Source organism: Pseudonocardia sp. NPDC049154, from assembly GCF_040648315.1.
Taxonomy (GTDB): domain Bacteria; phylum Actinomycetota; class Actinomycetes; order Mycobacteriales; family Pseudonocardiaceae; genus Pseudonocardia.
The window spans coordinates 11,737-31,148 of record NZ_JBEZDN010000005.1; the positions used below are offsets into that span (position 1 = coordinate 11,737).

Sequence of the window (19,412 nt, forward strand, 5' to 3'; positions counted from 1 at the left end):
TAGGAGTAGGTCATGCGGGACGCTGTCATCGTCGAAGCCGTACGGACGCCGGTCGGGAAGCGCAACGGGTCGCTGTCCACGGTGCACCCCGCCACGCTGTCGGCGCACGTGCTCAACGCGCTCGCCGAGCGGTCCGGTGTCGATCCCGCCGTCGTCGACGACGTGGTGTGGGGCGTGGTGAGCCAGGCGGGGGAGCAGGCCGGCGACATCGCCCGGACCGCGGTGCTCGCCGCGGGGTGGCCGGAGACGGTCCCCGGCTTCACCGTCGACCGTCAGTGCGGGTCCTCCCAGCAGGCGGTGCACAGCGCCGCGGCCGGGCTGATCGCCGGCCAGTACGACGTGGTGGTCGCGGGCGGCGTCGAGCACATGACCCGGGTCCCGATGGGTTTCTCGACCCAGGGGCAGGATCCGTACGGGGAGCGCTTCCACGCCCGTTACGGCGGAGCGCCGAACCAGGGCGTCGGTGCCGAGATGATCGCCGAGCGCTGGGGCTTCTCGCGGACCCGGCTCGACGAGTTCTCCGTCGCCTCCCACGAGAAGGCGGCCGCGGCCCAGGACGAGGGCCGCTACGACGCGCAGATCGCGCCGGTCACCCTGGCGGACGGCACCGTCTTCGCGAAGGACGAGGGCATCCGCCGCGGCACGACCGTCGAGCGGCTGGCCGCGCTCAAGCCGGCATTCAAGGAGGACGGGGTCATCCACGCGGGCAACGCCTCGCAGATCTCCGACGGCTCCGCCGCGCTGTTGATGACCACGTCGGAGAAGGCCGCCGAGCTGGGCCTGCGCCCGATCGCCCGGGTGCACACCGCGGTGCTCGCCGCCGACGACCCGGTGATCATGCTGACCGCTCCGATCCCGGCCACCGCCAAGGCGCTCGCCCGCTCGGGGCTCTCGATCGACCAGATCGGCGCCTTCGAGGTCAACGAGGCGTTCGCCCCAGTGCCGCTGGCCTGGCTGCAGGAGACTGGCGCGGACCCCAAGGCACTCAACCCCAACGGCGGCGCGATCGCCTTGGGGCACCCGCTCGGCGGCTCCGGGGCCCGGCTGATGACCACGCTCGTGCACCACATGCGGGACAACGGGATCCGCTACGGCCTGCAGACGATGTGCGAGGGCGGCGGCCAGGCCAACGCCACCATCGTCGAGCTCGTCTGAACCCTCGCCCCGACCCCGTCCGTCCCCGTGTTCCGCGTCCCACCCAGGAGGCTGTCGATGTCCGACCCGGCCCGTCTCGCCACGCCGTCGGGAACGACGTGACCCTCGACGCCCGGCCGGGCGCCGCACCGGGCTTCCTCAGCGCGGACGCGGTCGCCGCGATGTTCGCGGAGGGGTCGATCGAGGCGGCCCTGGGCATCGAGCCGACGTCGGTCCGCCCCGGCCGCGTCGCGTTCCGGGTGGCGCTGGGGGCCGGGCGGGTGCGGCCACACAGCCTGGATCCGACCCTGCTCGGGGTGCTCGCGGACTGCGCCGCGGGCATCTCGGTGTTCTCGGTCGGGTCGGGTGACACGGCGGGGGTGACCGCGGAACTGCGGGTCGATCTCGTCGGGCGACCGGCGCCCCAGGCCGCCGCCCTCGTCGTGCAGGGCACGGCGCTGCGGGTGGGGCACGGCGGCGGGCAGGGTTCGGTCCGGATCGAGGACGACCGCGGGTTCCTGGTCGCGACGGCCACCGCGATCATGGCGCGCTCCACCTCGCCCCGGCCGCACCCGGTGGGGGAGCCCCGGCCGCCCCTGGCGCTGCCGGTCTCCGTACTGGGTCCGGACGTGTCGGGCGGGGACGGACCGGGCGGCCCGGTCTCGGTCGCGGACGTGGTACCGGACCCGCAGCTGACCAACGCCTACGACGCCCTGCACGGCGGAGTGGTGCTGGGGCTGGCGCAGTGCCATCAGGAGCGGCTGCTGGCGGCGAGCGGCAGACGGGACCAGCACACGAGCGTCACGGCGGAGTACCTGCGGCCGGTCGCTGCCGCGGCGATGACGGCTCAGACCGAGGTCACGCGGTGCAGCGCTCGGTTCTGCTCGCTGCGCACCGAGGTGCTGGCAGCCGACGGCACGGTGTTGGCGCGGGTGCACGGCGCGACCACGGCGGCGGATCTGGACGGTCCGTTCGCCGACCCTTGCGAGTGAGCATCGCAAGTTGATACTGTCTCTCACATTGCGGTCGTGGCCGACCGCGGTGACGACGAGAGGTGCCGAAGATGGCGATGATCGAGAACTCGGTCGGGGAGCTCCCGTACAAGCTGCTGGACTTCGACCAGCACTCGTACGAGGCCGAGGACTGCTTCACCCGGTTCATGCCGAAGGACAAGCTGCACACGGCCGTCTACCCGATCCGCAACGCGGCGGGGAAGAAGGTCCTGCTGGCGAACGACCGGATCGTGACGGCCCTCGAGGCGGACCTCGACCAGGCCTATGTGCCGGGCTCGCTGGTGGAGATGCTCAAGGCGCGCTCGAGCGGCGAGGCGGCGGACGCGGAGCGGTTCTACGAGCCCATCCAGCAGGAGTATCTGAACCACGACGCGCGGCTGGTCCAGCTCACCGAGCAGCAGATCGAGCGGACGATCATGTACCCGGGCGGCTGGGCGCTGATGGCCGAGGCCTACCTGCACGGCATCGACCCGCTCTACAACAACCTGCGCTCCTTCAACCGGTGGATGGCCGAGGACTGGGGGTTCGCCTACCAGGATCGGATCTACGCACCCGCGATGTTGTCCATGCGCGACCTCGACCGGGCCTGCCAGGAGCTCGACGCGGTGATCGAGGCCGGCGCCCGGATCATCACCCTGCCCGCGGGCCCGGCCTACGGTCGCAGCCCGGGTGACCCGTACTTCGACCCGTTCTGGGCCCGGGTCAACGAGGCCGGCCTGGTCGTGGCCTACCACATCGCGGAGTTCCACTACCAGGACAACGTGGCTTCGCAGTGGGGCTGGGGCCTGGTGCCGCCCTTCCAGTTCTCGGCGTGGCAGTGGCAGAACACCTACGGCGAGCGGCCGATCACCGACACGCTCTCGGCGTTGATCTTCGACAACCTGTTCGGGCGGTTCCCGAACATCAAGGTGCTGGTCAGCGAGTTCGGCGCCGAGTGGGTGCCGCACTTCATCCGGCACATGGACAAGAGCCGGGGCATGGGGCGCAACGGCCCGTGGCTGGGTGGGCAGCTCAAGGAGCGGCCGAGCACGGTGTTCAAGAACCACGTCCGGGTGGTCCCGTACCCGGAGGACGACACCGTCGGCATGGTCGAGCGCCTCGGGACCGTCGACTGCCTGGTGATGGGGTCGGACTGGCCGCACGCGGAGGGGCTGCGCGAGCCCGCGGACTTCTACGCGCGCGTCGAGGGTCTGGGCGACGAGACCCGGCGCCGGTTCCTGCGCGACAACGGACTCGAGCTGCTGGGGGTCAAGCCCTGATGAGGCGCACACTGTTCGAGCCCGAGCACGAGGAGTTCCGCAGCACGGTCCGCACCTTCTTCGAGAAGGAGTGCGTGCCGTTCGCGGCGGAGTGGGAGCGGGACGGCAAGGTCGACCGTGAGGTGTGGCGCAAGGCCGGGGCGCGGGGTCTGCTCGGCTGGGAGGTCCCCGAGGAGTTCGGCGGCAGCGGGATCTCCGACTTCCGGTTCAACCAGATCCTCTCCGAGGAGTACTGGGCGACGGGGACCGTGGGTGTCGGGTTCGCCCTGCAGAACGACATCATGGCGCCGTACATGATCGATCTGACCACGGACGAGCAGAAGCGCCGCTGGCTGCCCGGCTTCGTGTCCGGGGACATGATCACGGCCATCGCGATGTCCGAGCCCGGCGCCGGCTCCGACGTGCGGGGGATCGCCACCACCGCGCGTCGCGAGGGCGACGAGTACGTGATCAACGGCTCGAAGACCTTCATCTCCAACGGCCTGCTGTCCGACCTGGTGATGGTCGCCTGCAAGACCGACCCGTCCGCAGGCCACAAGGGCATGAGCCTGATCATGGTGGAGGCGGGCACGCCCGGCTTCACCAAGGGCCGCAAGCTCGACAAGATCGGTCAGCACTCGGCCGACACCGCCGAGCTGCACTTCGAGGACGTCCGGGTGCCGGTCGAGAACCTCATCGGCGAGGAGGGCAAGGGCTTCTACCAGCTCATGCGCAACCTGCCGAAGGAGCGTCTCGGCATCGCGGTGCACGCGGTGGCGGCCTCCCGGCGGGCGTACGAGCTCACCCTGGCGTACGCCAAGGAGCGCGAGGCCTTCGGGCAGGCGATCGGGAGCTTCCAGGTCAACCGGCACGCGCTCGCGGAGATCCGGGCGAAGGTCGAGGTCATGGAGGTCTACCTCGACCAGTGCGTGCTCGCCGCCAACGCCGGGGAGCTGACGTCCGAGGAGGCGGCCTCGGCGAAGTGGTGGACCACCGAGACGCAGTGGGAGGTCGTCGACCGCTGCCTGCAGCTGCACGGCGGCTACGGCTACATCAACGAGTACGAGATCGCGCGGCTCTGGCGTGACTCCCGGGTGCAGCGGCTCTACGGCGGCACCACGGAGATCATGAAGGACCTGGTCGGGCGGTCCATGGGGCTGTAGCCCGAGAGCCACGGACGGGGTGTCGGCGAGTCGCCGGCACCCCGTTCGCGTGCGAGCGGCTCAGTGCTCTGCTTCGGTGAAGTCCTTGCCGCGGATCAGCCGGACGGGGGTGAAGACGAGGACCTCCTCGTCACGCTGGTTGCGCACCGACACGTGCGCGGTGACCACCCCGCGACCCGGCTTGCTCGACGCGCGGGACTCGGTCGTGCGGACGATCGCGTGCAGCGTGTCCCCGACGTAGACGGGGCGCTTGACCGACAGCTCCATGTGCATGAAGGCCAGGCCGGTGCCGTTCAGCACGTTGGTCTGCAGGATCAGGCCCTCGGCGATGCAGTAGATCATCGCGCCCGGGATCAGCCTGCCGGAGTACCCACCCGCCGCGGCGTGCGAGTTGTCGTAGAACAGGGGCTCGTTGAACCCGCCCCAGGTGATGAACTGGATGAGGTCCGCCTCGGTGACCGTCCGCTTCGCGGTCCGGAACGCCGAGCCCTCCGTCATCTCCTCCCAGGTCTTGCCGCTCACCAGCGGCTCGACCTGGCTGCTGGGGACCGGCTTCTCGGTGGTCGTCACGGACGACACCTCCTCGTTGAGTCTGTGCTGTGCACCTGCGCTGTACCTCGCGGTCGCAATCAGCTTAATCTGTCAACCGTATCCGGAACACCCCGCGACCGGAAGGCGAGAGGTAGGCGACGATGCCTGAGCACGACATCGAGTTCTTCGACGCGCACGTCCACCACTGGGATCCCGCGAACCTGCAGTGGTACCCGCACCTCGCGCCCGACGCGGACCTGTCCGACATAGGTCTCGGGGACATCGCCGGGATGCGGCGGCTGTTCGACCAGCAGACCTACCTCGCCGAGGCGCGGCCCTGGCAGGTGACCGGGTACGTGCACGTCAGCGCGGCGGGCGGGCCCGGCACGCACCTGGACGAGACCGACGCCCTCGCGGCCCTGGCCGAGCGGACGGGTTCCCCGCAGGCGATCGTCGGGACCGTCGACGTCACGGGCGGCGTGGCCGGCGTCGCCGCCGAGCTCGACCGGCAGCTGACGGCTCCGGGATTTCGCGGCATCCGGATCCTGGCGGGGGTGGAGTACGACACCCCCCGGGCCGTCGAGCTGCTGCGCCTGGTGGCCGAGCGCGGTCTGGTCTACGACCTCGTGGTGCACCCGGAGACCATGCACCTCGCGGCCCGGACCCTCGAGGCCCTCCCCGGCCTGCCGGTCGTCGTCGAGCACACCGGGTGGCCGCTGCACCCGCACGACGCCGCGGAGCGGGCGCTGTGGGAGCGCGGGATGGCGGCCCTGGCCGAGCGGGAGGACACGGTCCTGAAGTTCTCCGGCCTGCCGATGACTCTGCACGAGATCTCGGCGGCCGCCTTCCGGCCGTGGTTCGAGTACGCGGTGGGGGCCTTCGGTCCCGCTCGCGCCCTGATCGGGTCCAACTTCCCGGTCGACGGGCTGCACGGGACCCTGCCGCAGCTGCTCGACGCCTACCACGAGCTCGCCGCCCCGCTGGGGGCCGACGCCGTGGCCGACCTGTTCTCCGGGAGCGCCCGGCGCGTCTACCTGGGGGAGAAGTGATGGCCGGCCGTTTCGAGGGCAAGACCGTGGTGATCTCCGGTGCGGCGCGCGGGCAGGGCCGCTCGCACGCCGTGCGGTTCGCGGAGGAGGGGGCGAACGTCGTCGGGTTCGACGTGTGCGCGCAGGTCGGCGAGCCCGGGTACCCGGTGTCCACACCGGAGGACCTTGCCGAGACCGGTGAGCTGGTCCGCGCGGCCGGGGCGAAGGGCTTCACCGAGATCGCCGACGTGCGGGACGCGGCCGCGGTCGAGGCGGTGTTCCAGCGTGCGGTGGCCGAGTTCGGGGGCGTCGATGTGGCGGTCGCGAACGCGGGGATCGTGCAGCGCGGCGCGCGGGCCTGGGAGATCGAGGAGGACGTCTTCCGCACGGTGCTCGACGTCAACGTCGTCGGGGCGTGGCACGTGCTCAAGTCCGGCATCACCGCGATGCGGGCCGGCGGGCCACGGGGCTCCGTCGTCGTCATCGGCTCGGGGGCCTCGGTCAAGGGCCTCGCGAACGTCGGTGCGTACGTGACCTCCAAGCACGCGCTGGTGGGCCTGGTGCGCACCGCGGCGAAGGAGGCCGCGTCCGAGGGCATCCGGGTCAACCTGGTCACCCCGGGCAACGTCGGTACCCCGATGTTCCTCAACGACGCGATCAAGGCGATCTACGTCCCGGACATCGAGGACCCCACCGACCAGCAGCTCGCCGAGCGGGCCGCGACCGGCGTCCCGATGCAGATCCCGTACGTGGAGGCCGTCGACATCTCCGAGGCGGTCCTGTTCCTCGCCTCCGACGCCGCCCGCTACGTCACCGGCTCCATCCTGCCGGTCGACGGCGGCAGCGCGATTCCCTGACCGGCGCGGGCGGCCGCGGCGCACGCCGCGGCCGTTCCGGGTCACTCCTTCCAGGGGGGCGTGGTCCACCATGGGTAGAAGTCCGGCAGGTCGGCGCTGCGGTGCGAGGTGAACGCGGGCGGTCGCTTCTCGCGGAACGCGCTGACGCCCTCCTTGACGTCCGGGCCGGTGGTCAGGGCGAGCAGGGCCGCGGACTCCAGGCGGTTCGCCGCGATGGGGTGGTCCTCCGAGAGCCCGCGCCACAGCATCTGCCGGGCGAGCGCCACGGCGATCGGCGAGGAGCCCTCGGCGATGTCGGTGGCCACCGCGAGGGCCCGGTCGAGGACCTGGTCGGCGGGCACCAGCTCGTGCACCAGGCCCGCACGCAGCGCCTCCTCGGCGGGGAAGATCCGACCGGTCATGGTCCACTCCACGGCCTTCCCGATCCCGACCAGCCGGGGCAGGAACCAGCTCCCGCAGGACTCGGGCACGATGCCGCGGCGGGTGAAGGGCAGCCCGAACCGGGCGTCGTCCGCCGCGATCCGGATGTCGGTGGGCAGGGCCATGGTGATCCCGATGCCGACGGCCGTGCCGTTGTACGCGGTGATCCACGGCCGGTTGGACTCGAAGATCCGCAGCGAGAGCTCGCCGCCGACGTCCCGGGTGCCGCCGCGCAGGGGCTTGAAGTCGGAGCCGTCGGCTCGGAAGCCGTCCCGCGCGGACAGGTCGGTCCCCGCGGAGAAGTACCGCCCGGTCCCGGTCAACACCACGGCCCGCACGTCGTCGTCCTGCTCGATCGCGTCCGCGGCGGCGATCAGGGAGTCCAGCACCTCGTAGGTGACCGTGTTGCGCTGCTCCGGTCGGTTCAGCCGCAGCAGGGCCACCGGGCCCCGCCGCTCGACCACCACGACCGGCTCCCGGACCTCGGGGGTCTCCGGCATCCCGCCTCCTCGCGCTGCGCCTGGACTTTCGTCTTTATCATTACACTCGTTGCCGGGTCGGTGCGGCGCCGGACCGGTGTCGTCTCCCGCACCGGGCGAGACGGGTGTCGACGGGTCAGCCGAACCGGTCCGCGCGGACCCGGACGCCGGCGGCCTCGCGGTCCCAGGTGTCCGGGGTGCGGCCCGCGGCGCGCAGCGGCTCCTTCCGGACGCGGGTCGACGCGGTGACCGGGAGGACGTCGACGACGCGGACGTAGCGCGGGATCATGAAGTTCGCCAGGCGTGGTCGGAGGAACTCGATCAGCTCCGCGGGATCGAGCTCGGCGCCCTCGACGAGCTCCAGCACCGCGAGGACCTCCTGGTCACCGGTCTCGCCCGGCACGCCCACCGCCGCCGCGGCCTGGACGGCCGGGTGCGCCGTCAGCTCGCACTCCACCTCGAAGGACGAGACGTTCTCGCCGCGGCGGCGGATGCAGTCCTTGGCGCGGTCGACGAAGTAGTAGAAGCCCGCCTCGTCCTCGCGCAGCAGGTCGCCGGTGTGGAACCAGCCGTTGCGCCACGCCCGCGCGGTCGCCTCCGGCATCCCGAGGTACTCCGTGCACAGCGACCACGGCCGGTCCGCCCGCACGACGAGCTCGCCGGGTGTGCCCCGCGGGACGTCCCGGTCGTGGTCGTCGACCAGCCGGACCTGGACGCCCGCGCGCACCCGGCCGCAGCTGCCCGGGGGCAGGCCCGGCGCGGCCATGATCGGCGAGGACAGCTCCGTCATGCTGAACCCGGTCATCAGGCTCACGCCGAAGCGGCGGCCGAACTCCAGGAAGTCCTCGGTGACCGGGGAGCCGCCGACCTCGCGCAGGGTGTGCGCGCCGGGCTCGGGGCCGTCGGTGTGGACCAGGAACGTGGCCTGGCCGCCCACCAGCGTGGCGAGCGTGCAGCCGGTCTCGGCGACGGTCTGCCAGAACGCGGCGGTGTCGAAGCGGGGCGCGAGGGCGACCGAGGCGCCGTAGAGCACTGCGCGGTAGAAGGTGCCCAGCCCGACCTGGTGGGAGAACGGCGCGGTGATCAGGGAGCGGTCCGCGGGGGTGTCCACGAACTGCGGGGTGGCGGTGTAGACGCAGTACAGCTGCACCGACGTCGTCACGACCCCCTTCGACGGGCCCGTCGTGCCGGAGGTGAACAGCACCGCGCACGGGTCCCACGGCTCGCGCGGGCTGGTGCCCCGCCACGGGGTCGCGGCGGCGAGCTCGGCGGCCCAGTCCTCCCCGGCGACCAGGAGCTCGGGGGCCTCGAGCCCGCGCAGATGGTCGACGAGGTCGCGGTGGGCGACCAGCAGCCGGGCCCCGGACGTCCGGAGCACATGCGCGAGGACCGTGCCGCGCAACGCCGTGTTGACCGGCACGACCGTCGCGCCGAGCAGCGCGCAGCCGAGCACGACCTGCACGCCCTCGACGCCGTTGGGCAGCCAGTGCAGCACCGCGTCACCGGGGCCGACGCCGTGCGCGGCGAACACCCCGGCCGCCCGCCTGCCCTCGGCGAGGGCCTGCGCATAGGTCCACTCGGTGCCGTCGGCGTAGCGGACGAGGACTGCGTCGGGGGTCGCGGCGGCGCGCTCGGCCAGCATCAGCTCCAGGACGCACGAGTCGCGGTCGGGGACGGTGGGGTCACCGGGCGGCAGCAGCCTGATCACCGGCCACCCCCTGCGGCCCGGCTCATCGGACGTCCGGGTCGAGCACCGTGATCCGGCTGATCTCGAGGTTCGACGCGAGCGCGGTCAGCGACGCACCCAGCTCCGCCAGTCGGAGGTTCGCGCGGTGGACCGCGAAGGCCTCGCGGTCCCGGTAGCGCTCGTAGAGGTACACCCGGGCGGGGTTCGCGGATTCGGGACAGACGTCGAAGGCGTCCGTCCCGGGGTCCTCGCGCGCGACTCGGGACATCTCCGCGAGCAGGGTGAGCAGGTCCTCCCGGCGGTCCTGCGGGACGTCGATGGTGACGATGGCGCCCAGTGCGCTCATGGTGCTCCTCTCGGTGGGGTGAGGGCGCCGAGCCCCCAGCGGGTCGGCGGGCGGGCCCGTCACAACACCTCGCTCGGCAGCGCGGGCCAGGTGGGCTCCGTGGTGGGGTCGCCCGTCCACCGAGCGGGTCGCTTCTCCAGGAACGCGGCCACGCCCTCCGGCGCGTCCGGTTCGAGGGCGACCCGGGTGAACAGGTCGGTCTCCTCCGCGCGCAGCTCCGCGAACCCGGTGTCCGCGGCCTTGCGCAGCAGGTACTTCGTGACCGCGACCGCCCGCGGGGCCGTGTTGCGGGCCAGGTCGCGGGCGATCTCCAGGGCCCGGTCGAGGACGTCCGCCCGGTCGACCGCCTCCCCGCACACCCCGAGCCGGACGGCCTCCTCGCCGTCGATCCGCCGCCCGGTGAGCAACAGGTCGCTCGCCACGGCCCAGCCCGCGATCCGGGGGAGGGTCCAGTGCGCGCCCATCTCCGGGATCACGCCGAGCCGGGTCATCGGCGCCGCGAGCCGGGCGTCCCGCGCGACGACCCGGATGTCGCAGGTCAGGCTGAAGGTCAGGCCCATGCCGACGGCGTCGCCGTTGAGCGCGGCGATGACGGGTTTGCGCACGTCCCGGGGGGTGACGATGGTCCGCAGGACGTCGGCCGGCTGCTGGTCGGAGCCCGGGCTGGAGATCGGGCCCGACGTCAGGTCGGCACCGACCGAGAACGAGTCGCCCGCCCCGGTGACCACCACGGCGCGGACGGTGCCGTCGGCGTCGCAGCGGGACAGGGCGTCGGTCGTCTCCTCGACCATCGGGATGGTCCAACCGTTCCGCCGGTGCGGACGGTTCAGCGTGAGCAGCGCGATGCCGTCGCCGACGTCCTGCAGCCGGAGGTTCTCGTAGTCCATCGGTGCTCCTTCACTGGGCGGGATCGCGGGGGAGGCCGAGGGCCCGTTCGGCGAGCAGGGTCCGGACGATCTCGTCGGTGCCCGCGGAGATCCGGATGCCGGGGACGGTGAGCGCGAACTCGGACCAGGCGAAGGTGCCGGGCGCCCCGGTGTCCGCGGTCATCGCCGGGCCGAGCAGGTCCGCGGCCAGCGCGGCGATCTTCCGGAGGGTCTCGGTCCAGGTCAGCTTGCCCATGGCGGTCTCGGGGCCCGGGCCCTCCGCCTCGGCCCGCTCGAGGGTCAGGGCGCGGACCCGCATGAGCGCGTAGCACTCCGCCCAGCGGGCCCGGATCTCCGGATCGTCCACGCGGCCGCTCGCCCGGACCAGCGCCGTCAGGTGCTCCACCGTGGAGGACAGGTCGTGCCCCGCGTTGCCGGCGACCACGCGTTCGCGGGAGAGCGTGGACCGGGCGATCGCCCATCCGTCGTTCTCCCGGCCGAGCAGCTGGTCCTCCGACAGCCACACGTCGGTCAGGAACACCTCGTTGAACGACGCACCGCCGCTCGCCTGGCGCAGCGGCCGCACCTGCACCCCGGGCGCGTGCATGTCGACGACGAACGCCGAGATCCCCTGCCGGCGCGGCGCCTCGGGATCGGTGCGGGCCAGCAGCAGCCCGACGTCGGCGAGGTGGGCCACCGTCGTCCACACCTTTTGGCCGTCGACCCGCCAGCCGGCGCCGTCCCGACGGGCACGGGTGCGCAACGAGGACAGGTCCGAGCCGGCGTCGGGCTCGGAGAAGAGCTGGCAGGCCACGACCTCGCCGCGGTGCAGTGGCCGCAGCCACCGCGCGCGGGCGGCGGGGGTGCCGAAGTCCAGCAGGGTCGGCGCGACCATGCCGAGGCCGATCCCGAAGACCGACTGGTCGGGGATCCGGTACCCGGCCCGCAGCTGCGCGTAGGCGGTCGCGTGAGCGTCGTCGAGGCCGGCGCCGCCGTACTCGACCGGGCCGGTGAGCCAGCCGAACCCGGCGTCGAACTCGGCGGCCCGCCACGCCTTGGCCGCGGCGAGCTGAGTGGCCTCCTCGGCCGGGTCGGGGCGCTCCGGGAGGAGCGGGATGCGGTCGGCGGCCGTGGTCTCCGGTTCGGTGAGGGGGGACGCGTGGGTGTCGAGGAAGCGGCGCGCCCGGTCCAGGAAATCGCTCACAGGCCCGCCCGATCCGCGAGCCGGAGCCGGTGGTCGGCCCGCCCGCCGAGGGCGGCGGCGTCGGCGAGGCACCGGCGGACGACGAGGTGGGCCGGGTGCTCCCAGGTGAACCCGATCCCGCCGTGGACGTGCTGGGCGGCATCGGCGACCGCGACGACGACGTCTGCGGCGACGGTCTGCGCGAGGCTCGCCAGCAGCGGGGCGTCGGGGCTCGCGGCGTCGGCGGCCCAGGCCGCCGCGCGCACCGCCGACCGCAGCGACTCGACGCCGATCAGCATGTCCGCGCACAGGTGCTTGACCGCCTGGAACGAGCCGATGGGCCTGCCGAACTGGACCCGGTGCCCGGCGTACTCGACCGCGGCCTCCAGCGCCGCCTGCGCGGTGCCGAGCTGCTCGGCGGCGAGCAGGACGCCCGCGCGGTCGAGCGCCGCGGCGAGCACGCCCGTGGCGTCGGGCTCGACGAGCGGCGTGGCCGGGGCGCCGGTGAACCGGATCCGGGCCTGGGGGCGGGTGGCGTCGAGCGTGCGCAGCGGTGCGCGCTCCACGGTGCTCGTGTCCACGGTGCTCACGTCCACGGCGGCGACCCCGACCCCTCGCGGGGTCGTCACCGGGACGAGCAGGAGCTGCGCCTCGGCGCCGAACGGGACGAATCCCGCGGTGCCGCGGAGCACCCAGTCCGCGTCGGCGGTGCAGGTCGGAACCGCACCGCGTCGCCCGGGGAGCCAGGTCAGCGTGGCGATCGCCCCGTCGGCCGGCGCCGCGCCCAGCACCGCGGCGGCGGTGGCGACTGTGTGGAAGGGAACACAGGTCAGAGCTCGGCCGAGCTCCTCGGCGACGGCGACCAGGTCCCGCAGACCGCCCTCCTCCAGCACCCCGAGCGCGACGAGCCGCGTCCACGCCTCGAGGTCGACCTCGGGCCCGTCGTCGAGCGCCGCGCGGGCGCGGGCGACGGGGTCGCCCGCGGTCGCGATCCGTCGGACGGTGGCGGCCAGGTCCTCGTGCTCCGGTGAACGAGTCAGGTCCATGTTCCTCCTCAGGTCCGCTCGGCGGCCTGCTCGGCGAGCGCCTCGGCGTGCTTGGCCCGCGCGGCCTCGACCAACGGCGGCAGCCAGATCGACGGGTACTCGGTGGGGGAGGGCTCGTGATCGCGCAGCACCAGCCGCGCCGCGGTGGAGAGGTGCACCTCGGTCGGCCCGTCCCACGTGGCGTAGCCCGGGACGAGGCTCCACAGCGGACCGAACGGCATCTCGTTCGACAGGCCGAGGGCGCCGTGCAGGTGGATGGCGCGCTCGAGCACGTCGTGCGCCACGCGGGCGGAGAGCACCTTGGCGACGGCGATGTCCCGGCGGACCTCGTGGGTGTAGCCCCGGCCCTGGTCGATCCTCCACGCGGTGCGCAGCACGAACAGGCGGAACTGCTCGATCTGCGCGTAGCTGTCGGTGATCGACTGCTGGACGAGCTGCTGGGCGGCCAGCGGCCTGCCCCTGGTGTGCCGGGAGAGCACGCGCTCGCACGCGGCGTCGAAGGCGAACTGCGCCTGTCCGACGGCCCGCATCGCGTGGTGCACCCGGCCACCCGAGAGTCGGGTCTGCGCGATCTCGAAGCCCTGGCCGGGCTCGCCGAGCAGCCCGTCGGCACCGATCCGCACCCGGTTGTACCGCAGGAGCGCGTGGTCCATCGCGTCCTCGGTCTCGTTGAAGTACCGGGTCCGGCGGACCCGCTCGATCCCCGGCGTCTCCCGCGGCACGAGGAACATCGACATCCGCGCGTGCGGGGGGGCCTCGGGGTCCGTCACCGCCATCACGATGAGGAACGCGGCCTCGTCGGAGTTCGAGGTGAAGAACTTCTCGCCGTCGAGGACCCAGCCGTCGCCGTCGCGCTCGGCGCGGCAGACGAAGCCCGTCGGGTCCGCGCCGCCCTGCGGCTCGGTCATCGAGAAGGCCGAGAACAGCTCGCCCGCCAGCAGCGGCTCGAGGTAGCGCAGCTTCTGCTCGGCGGTGCCGTAGTGCGCGAGGACCTCGGCGTTGCCGGTGTCCGGACCCTGCACGCCGAAGATCGTGGGACCCCACTGGTAGGGCGCCAGGATCTCGTTCATCAGGCTCAGCTTGACCTGGCCGAAGCCCTGTCCACCCAGGTCCGGGCCGAGGTGGCAGGCCCAGAGCCCGCGCTGTCTGACCTGCTCCTTGAGCGGGTCGATGACCTTCTTGAGCCAGGCGGGCGGCACCTTGTGGTGATGGTGCGGCCAGAGGATCTCCAGGGGCGCGACCTCGGTGCGCACGAACTCGCGCATCCACTCGAGCTGCGCCTCGAACTCGGGCTCGGTGCTGAACTCCCACATCGCTGTGGCTCCCTCCTACAGGGCCCGCTCGCCGCGGGCGAACTCGGCGGCGGCGGTGAACAGGCCCGGCACGATCCGCGCCATGGGGTTCTCGGACTCCGACTTCCCCGCGCGGGCCTCGCGGTGGTAGGTGCCCTCCAGGATCACGGCGAGCTTGAACAGCGCCAACGCCGCGTAGTAGGGCAGCGCCGAGGTGTCGAGCCCCGAGCGCTCGGTGTAGCGGGCGGAGAGCTCGGCCCGGGTCACGCCGTAGTCCACCGGCGGTCCGCCCGCGGTGATCACCGGCTGCTCGCCCGGGTCGGTCCACCGCGCGAGCAGATGGCCGATGTCCAGCAGCGGATCGCCGATCGTGCCGGTGTCCCAGTCGATGACGGCGGCCAGCCGACCGGGCGGCTCGGGCGCCACCATGACGTTGAACGGGCTGTAGTCGCCGTGCATCAGGCCGATCGGCCCGTTCTCCGGCCGGTTCGCCTCGAGCCACTCGGTGAGGAACCCCAGCTCGGGCAGCTCGCGGGAGCGGTACTGCTCGAGCTGGCCGAGCCACCGGCAGACCTGGCGCTCGAGGAACCCGGCGGGCTTGCCCAGCCCGTCGAGCCCGCGAGCGCGCCAGTCCACCGCGGCGAGGTCGACGAGCGCGTCGACGTAGGCGAACGCGAGCTCGCGGCGCAGCCCGGCGTCCGAGGCGAACGGCTCCTGCAGCGCGAAGCCGGGGGTGAAGCCCTCGACCCGGTCCATCACCAGGAACGGGACGCCGACGACGTCGGCGTCCTCGCACAGCGCCCGCGGCGTCGGGTGCGGGACGGCCGTCCCCTCCAGCGCGGTGAGGATGCGCCACTCGCGGACCATGTTCGAGGCGCTGGGATGGTTGAGCACCGCGGGCGGCCGCCGCAGCACCAGCTCCTGATCGCCCAGGCGCAGGGCGAACAACGCGTTGCCGATGCCCGTCGCCGTGCCCATCCGAGTGGCGGTCAGCGGGGCGTCCGGGGTGGCCAGGCGCGGCCCAAGCCAGGCCCGGAGCCCCTCGACCTCGAGGTCCGGCTCGGCCGGGTTCGGTCGTTCCCCCACGGTCGGACTCGCCATGACGGATCCGCACCTCCTTGCATAGTGGCAGGTGCTGCCACTATGCGTTCGAGGTGCGGTGACAGTCAATAATGTCAGTGTGTGACAACTTCGGATTGTCGGGGGCGGGGCCGGGTCCCGCACGCCGTTCAGCTCCGGCCGATCACCGCCCGCAGGGCCTCGCGGTGGCGTTCGGCCCAGGCCTTCGCCGTGGTCGACATGCTCAGGCCGACCTCCGCGGCGTGGGCCGGGCGGGCCGGGTAGCCCACGGCGTCGAACCACTCCTGGGTGGCCGACCAGGAGAACCGGCCCAGCCGCGCGTCGACCTCCACCGCGGGCAGGGTGGTCGCGCGGACCTGGCGCCCGGTCGCCTCGGTCAGCACGCCGGCGAGCTCGGGGAAGGTCGGCGCGTCCCCACCGAGCTCGATCTCGGCGCCCGCGAACCGCTCGGGCTCGCGTGCCACGGCGACCACGGCGGCCCCGAAGTCCTCGGCGGCGACGAACCCGACCGGGGTGGTGGGGGCTGTCGCGGTGAGCAGCTCGCCCGCACCGAGCAGCGGGAACATCCAGCCGACCTTGGGCGGCAGCAGGTTCTCCAGGAAGAACGCGGGCTTGACGATCGTGTACGTCGGACCCGCGGAGCGCACCGCCGCCTCGGCCTCCTCCTTCTGGTCCCAGTAGTAGCCCGTCGTCCCCGGGTCGACGTCGGGGTGTCGGACGCGCCAGCCGGTGCCCGAGACCGAGGAGTGCACGAGATGGCGGACCCCCGCCGCGGCGGCCGCCCGGGCGAGGTTCGTGGCCTGGCGGACCTCGGCGCCGTCGCGCCCGGTGGGCTGCATCGAGAAGACCGTCGTCTGCCCGGCGCACGCCCGCTCCAGTGCGGCCGGGTCCTCCGTGTCGCCCTGGACGAGCCGCACGCCGGCGGGCAGGGTGGCCTTCACCGGGTCCCTGACCAGTGCGGTCACCTCCAGGCCTGCCGCATGGGCGGCCCGGGCGACGGCTCCGCCCTGCATGCCGGTCGCGCCGCTGACGAGGATTCGGACCGTGTCGTTCATGGCACGGGAGTATGCCGGACCACTCGGAGAACAGGCAGATCTTTGATAGGTTCTGGGGGCGCCCGGTCCTTCGGGCTCGCCGCGGAGAGGGAGAGGGATCAATGACGACCACCCAGCACGACGCCACCGCCACGACGACGGGTGACCAGCCCCCGGCGCTGCTGGTCGAGCGCTCGGAGGGCATCGTCACGGTGACCCTGAACCGGCCCGAGGCCCTCAACTCGTTCGACGACGAGCTGCACCGCGAGTTCCCCCGCCTGATGGCCGAGCTGGACGACGACGACGAGGCCCGCGTGGTCATCCTCACCGGCGCGGGCCGCGCGTTCAGCGCCGGCGGCAACACCGCGGACTTCCTCCGCTTCAGTCAGGACTACTCCGCCCGCCGCCAGGCCATGCGCCAGGCCCGCAAGCTGGTCGAGGCCATGCTGTCCACCGAGGTCCCGGTGATCGCCGCGGTCAACGGCCCGGCCGTCGGTCTCGGCTGCACCCTGGCCACCCTCTGCGACGTCGTGCTGGTCGCCGAGGAGACCTTCCTCGCGGACCCGCACGTGTCCGTCGGCCTCGTCGCGGGCGACGGCAGCGCGGTCACCTGGCCCTTCCTCACCAGCCTGCTCAAGGCCAAGGAGTACCTGCTCACCGGAGACCGGATCCCGGCCGCGGAGGCCGTCGCCCTCGGGCTGGCCAACCACGCCGTCCCCGGCGCGGACCTGCTCGCCGAGGCCCGCAAGCTGGCCGAGCGGATCGCCAAGCAGCCGCCGCAGGCGGTGCGGGACACCAAGGCCACGCTGAACCAGCACCTGCGCGGCGCGATGGTCGCCACCCTGGGCATGGGCCTCGCCGCGGAGAGCCAGTCGCACGACACCGCGGAGTACAAGGCCATCGGCGAGCGCTTCGCCGGGAAATGAGCGAGCAGGACATCGCGGCGGGCCCCGTGCGTCGGGACCCGCCGCCCCGGCTGTCCGAGCTCGAGGTACTGGTGGCGCACGAGGACATCCGCCAGCTCGCCGCGCGGTACGCGCTCGCGGTGTCGCAGGGGGACCTGGACACCGTCGTCGACCTGTTCGTCGAGGACGTCCAGGTCACCCGCGAGGTCCGCGGCCGGGCGGCGCTGCGCGAGTTCCTCGGCGCCCAGGTCGACGCGATGCCGGTGAGCATCCTGCTGGTGGCCGGGCACGTCATCAACCTGCTCGACGCCGACCACGCCGCGGGCACCGTGAGCTGCCTGTGCGAGATGGGTCGCGAGGACCGCTGGGTCCGGCAGGCCATCGCCTACCGGGACCGCTACGAGCGGCGCGACGGCCGATGGTACTTCGTGGACCGCAGGCACGACCTCTACTACGGCGTGGACGTGCCGGAGCGCCCGGTCGGCCAGCCGGACGCGCACTGGCCGCGCAGCATCACCGGACGCGGCAGCGTGCCGTACCGCTGGGCGACCTGGCAGGCCCTCAGGAACCGATGAGCTCGTCCCGGATCTGGTGCTTGCGCAGCTTGCCGGTGGGGGTCCGGGGCAGGGTCTCGACGAACCGCACGTCCCGCGGCACCTTGTAGCCCGCGAGGACCGTGCGGGCGTAGGCGGTCAGCTTCTCGACCAGCTCGGGACCCGCCGCTGCGGGGTCCGCTGGCTGCACCAGCGCGACCACCTGCTCGCCCCTCTCGGGATCCGGCAGCCCCACCACGGCCACGTCGGTCACCGCGGGGTGGATGACCAGCGCGTCCTCGATCTCCTGCGGGTAGATGTTCACCCCGCCGGAGATGATCAGGTGGGTACGGCGGTCGCTGAGGAACAGGTAGCCGTCCTCGTCGAGGTGGCCGACGTCGCCGACCGACGTGCCCCCGCGCGCGTCGTGCGCGGCGGCGGTCTTGCCGGGGTCGCCGTGGTAGCTGAAGGGGGTGCCACCGGTGAACCACACGGTGCCGACCTCGCCCGCGGGCAGCGGGTTGCCCGCGTCGTCGGTGATGTAGGGCTCGCCCATCAGCGCCTTCCCGACCGACCCGGGCTTGCGCAGCCACTCCTCCGAGGTGATGGCGGTCGCGCCCATGCCCTCGGTGCTGGAGTAGAACTCGTAGAGGATCGGACCCCACCAGTCGATCATCGCCCGCTTGACGTCGACGGGGCACGGGGCCGCGGCGTGGACCGCGTGCCGCAGGCTGGACAGGTCGTAGCGCTCGCGCACCTCCCGGGGCAGCTTCAGCATCCGGACGAACATGGTGGGCACGAACTGCGCGTGGGTCACCCCGTGCCGCTCGATCAGGGCCAGCGCGGCCTCGGCGTCGAAGCGCTCCATGCAGACCACGGTCGCGCCGATCCGCTGGGCGGCCTGGGACCAGGCGATGGGCGCGGAGTGGTAGAGCGGTGCGGGGGAGAGATAGACGTCCCCCTCGACCATGCCCAGGCCCCGCAGCCACTGCTCGGCGGCACCATAGGGGTAGGTGCCCATCGGGGTGTTCGACAGCGGCCTGCGGATGCCCTTCGGGCGGCCCGTGGTGCCGGAGGAGTACATCATGAAGTCGCCCTCGCCCTCGTCGGGCAGCGGCGTGGCGGGCTGCGCCGCGAGCAGCGCCTCGTAGTCCTCCCAGCCCGGTGCGGGGGCGCCGACCATGAGCCTGCCCGCGGGGGCGAGGTCGGTCCCGTCGACGATCGACGAGGCCAGGGCGGCGAGGGTGTCGGAGCTGATGAGGACGTCCGACCCGCTGTCCTGCACGATGTAGGCCGCCTCGCCCGCCGTCAGGTGCCAGTTGACGCCGACGTAGTACAGCCCGCTGCGCTGCGCCGCCCAGGCCGCCTCGAGATACTCGGCGCGGTTCTCGGCGAGGATCGCCACGCAGGCGCCGGACTGCAGCCCGCGGGCCCGCAGCAGGTGGGCCAGCCGGGTGCTGCGGTCGTTCAGCTCGGCGAAGGTCCGGGTCGCCCCGCTGGGCTCGACGACCAACGCGAGCCGGTCGGGTGCGGACTGAGCGTGGACTCCGAGGTGCATCGGTGCTCCCCTTCGTGGC

Annotated in this window: 19 protein-coding genes; 8 read left to right on the forward strand and 11 right to left on the reverse strand. The window is 72.9% G+C overall.

Annotated features, from left to right (window positions below; genetic code table 11):
- Positions 1-12 precede the first annotated feature (12 nt).
- From AB0B41_RS04560 to AB0B41_RS04575, 4 genes are all read left to right on the forward strand, one after another.
- Entirely contained in the window at positions 13-1,155 is a 1,143-nt protein-coding gene (locus AB0B41_RS04560) for an acetyl-CoA C-acyltransferase (RefSeq protein ID WP_358198906.1), read from the forward strand.
- A 98-nt stretch (positions 1,156-1,253) separates the two neighbouring features.
- Positions 1,254-2,126 (forward strand): acyl-CoA thioesterase domain-containing protein, encoded by an 873-nt coding sequence (locus AB0B41_RS04565; protein ID WP_358198908.1) that lies wholly within the window; start codon positions 1,254-1,256, stop codon positions 2,124-2,126.
- Positions 2,127-2,197: 71 nt separating this feature from the next.
- Positions 2,198-3,406, forward strand: a complete 1,209-nt coding sequence (locus AB0B41_RS04570) for an amidohydrolase family protein (RefSeq protein WP_358198910.1) — start codon at positions 2,198-2,200, stop codon at positions 3,404-3,406.
- Positions 3,406-4,548, forward strand: coding sequence for an acyl-CoA dehydrogenase family protein (locus tag AB0B41_RS04575; protein WP_358198912.1), 1,143 nt, complete (start codon positions 3,406-3,408; stop codon positions 4,546-4,548). Before AB0B41_RS04570 ends, AB0B41_RS04575 begins: the two co-directional genes overlap by 1 nt.
- A 60-nt stretch (positions 4,549-4,608) precedes the next feature.
- Here AB0B41_RS04575 and AB0B41_RS04580 read toward each other — a convergent pair whose 3' ends face one another.
- Complete coding sequence (locus tag AB0B41_RS04580; protein ID WP_358198914.1) at positions 4,609-5,118, reverse strand: MaoC/PaaZ C-terminal domain-containing protein; 510 nt, start codon at positions 5,116-5,118, stop codon at positions 4,609-4,611.
- 122 nt (positions 5,119-5,240) lie between these two features.
- On the opposite strand from AB0B41_RS04580, the gene AB0B41_RS04585 reads away from it, so the two are divergent.
- Positions 5,241-6,128, forward strand: coding sequence for an amidohydrolase family protein (locus tag AB0B41_RS04585; protein ID WP_358198916.1), 888 nt, complete (start codon positions 5,241-5,243; stop codon positions 6,126-6,128).
- Positions 6,128-6,964, forward strand: coding sequence for a mycofactocin-coupled SDR family oxidoreductase (locus tag AB0B41_RS04590; RefSeq protein WP_358198918.1), 837 nt, complete (start codon positions 6,128-6,130; stop codon positions 6,962-6,964). Before AB0B41_RS04585 ends, AB0B41_RS04590 begins: the two co-directional genes overlap by 1 nt.
- Positions 6,965-7,005: 41 nt before the next feature.
- Here AB0B41_RS04590 and AB0B41_RS04595 read toward each other — a convergent pair whose 3' ends face one another.
- The 9 genes from AB0B41_RS04595 to AB0B41_RS04635 form a co-directional block, all read right to left on the reverse strand.
- Positions 7,006-7,884, reverse strand: coding sequence for an enoyl-CoA hydratase-related protein (locus tag AB0B41_RS04595; protein ID WP_358198920.1), 879 nt, complete (start codon positions 7,882-7,884; stop codon positions 7,006-7,008).
- 115 nt (positions 7,885-7,999) lie between these two features.
- Positions 8,000-9,571 carry an AMP-binding protein gene (locus AB0B41_RS04600; RefSeq protein WP_358198922.1) on the reverse strand — a complete coding sequence of 524 codons (1,572 nt, stop codon included), beginning with the start codon at positions 9,569-9,571 and terminating at the stop codon, positions 8,000-8,002.
- 22 nt (positions 9,572-9,593) lie between these two features.
- Complete coding sequence (locus AB0B41_RS04605; protein ID WP_358198923.1) at positions 9,594-9,896, reverse strand: antibiotic biosynthesis monooxygenase; 303 nt, start codon at positions 9,894-9,896, stop codon at positions 9,594-9,596.
- A gap of 59 nt (positions 9,897-9,955) precedes the next feature.
- On the reverse strand, positions 9,956-10,783 hold the full coding sequence (locus AB0B41_RS04610) for an enoyl-CoA hydratase-related protein (RefSeq protein ID WP_358198925.1): 828 nt from the start codon (positions 10,781-10,783) through the stop codon (positions 9,956-9,958).
- 10 nt (positions 10,784-10,793) lie between these two features.
- Complete coding sequence (locus tag AB0B41_RS04615; protein ID WP_358198927.1) at positions 10,794-11,966, reverse strand: acyl-CoA dehydrogenase family protein; 1,173 nt, start codon at positions 11,964-11,966, stop codon at positions 10,794-10,796.
- On the reverse strand, positions 11,963-12,991 hold the full coding sequence (locus AB0B41_RS04620; protein WP_358198929.1) for an acyl-CoA dehydrogenase family protein: 1,029 nt from the start codon (positions 12,989-12,991) through the stop codon (positions 11,963-11,965). Before AB0B41_RS04620 ends, AB0B41_RS04615 begins: the two co-directional genes overlap by 4 nt.
- An 8-nt stretch (positions 12,992-12,999) precedes the next feature.
- Positions 13,000-14,304 carry an acyl-CoA dehydrogenase family protein gene (locus tag AB0B41_RS04625; protein WP_358198931.1) on the reverse strand — a complete coding sequence of 435 codons (1,305 nt, stop codon included), beginning with the start codon at positions 14,302-14,304 and terminating at the stop codon, positions 13,000-13,002.
- A gap of 15 nt (positions 14,305-14,319) precedes the next feature.
- Positions 14,320-15,384, reverse strand: coding sequence for a phosphotransferase family protein (locus tag AB0B41_RS04630; RefSeq protein ID WP_358198933.1), 1,065 nt, complete (start codon positions 15,382-15,384; stop codon positions 14,320-14,322).
- Positions 15,385-15,512: 128 nt separating this feature from the next.
- Positions 15,513-16,418, reverse strand: a complete 906-nt coding sequence (locus tag AB0B41_RS04635; RefSeq protein WP_358198935.1) for an NmrA family NAD(P)-binding protein — start codon at positions 16,416-16,418, stop codon at positions 15,513-15,515.
- Positions 16,419-16,519: 101 nt separating this feature from the next.
- Here AB0B41_RS04635 and AB0B41_RS04640 point away from each other — a divergent pair, with 101 nt between their 5' ends.
- Together AB0B41_RS04640 and AB0B41_RS04645 are read left to right on the forward strand one after the other, a co-directional pair.
- Positions 16,520-17,323, forward strand: a complete 804-nt coding sequence (locus tag AB0B41_RS04640) for an enoyl-CoA hydratase/isomerase family protein (protein ID WP_358198937.1) — start codon at positions 16,520-16,522, stop codon at positions 17,321-17,323.
- Positions 17,320-17,877, forward strand: a complete 558-nt coding sequence (locus AB0B41_RS04645) for a nuclear transport factor 2 family protein (RefSeq protein WP_358198939.1) — start codon at positions 17,320-17,322, stop codon at positions 17,875-17,877. The genes AB0B41_RS04640 and AB0B41_RS04645 overlap by 4 nt, the downstream gene beginning before the upstream one ends.
- Here AB0B41_RS04645 and AB0B41_RS04650 read toward each other — a convergent pair.
- Complete coding sequence (locus tag AB0B41_RS04650) at positions 17,864-19,393, reverse strand: acyl-CoA synthetase (protein WP_358198941.1); 1,530 nt, start codon at positions 19,391-19,393, stop codon at positions 17,864-17,866. The two genes, AB0B41_RS04645 and AB0B41_RS04650, sit on opposite strands and share 14 nt — an antisense overlap.
- Positions 19,394-19,412 lie beyond the last annotated feature (19 nt).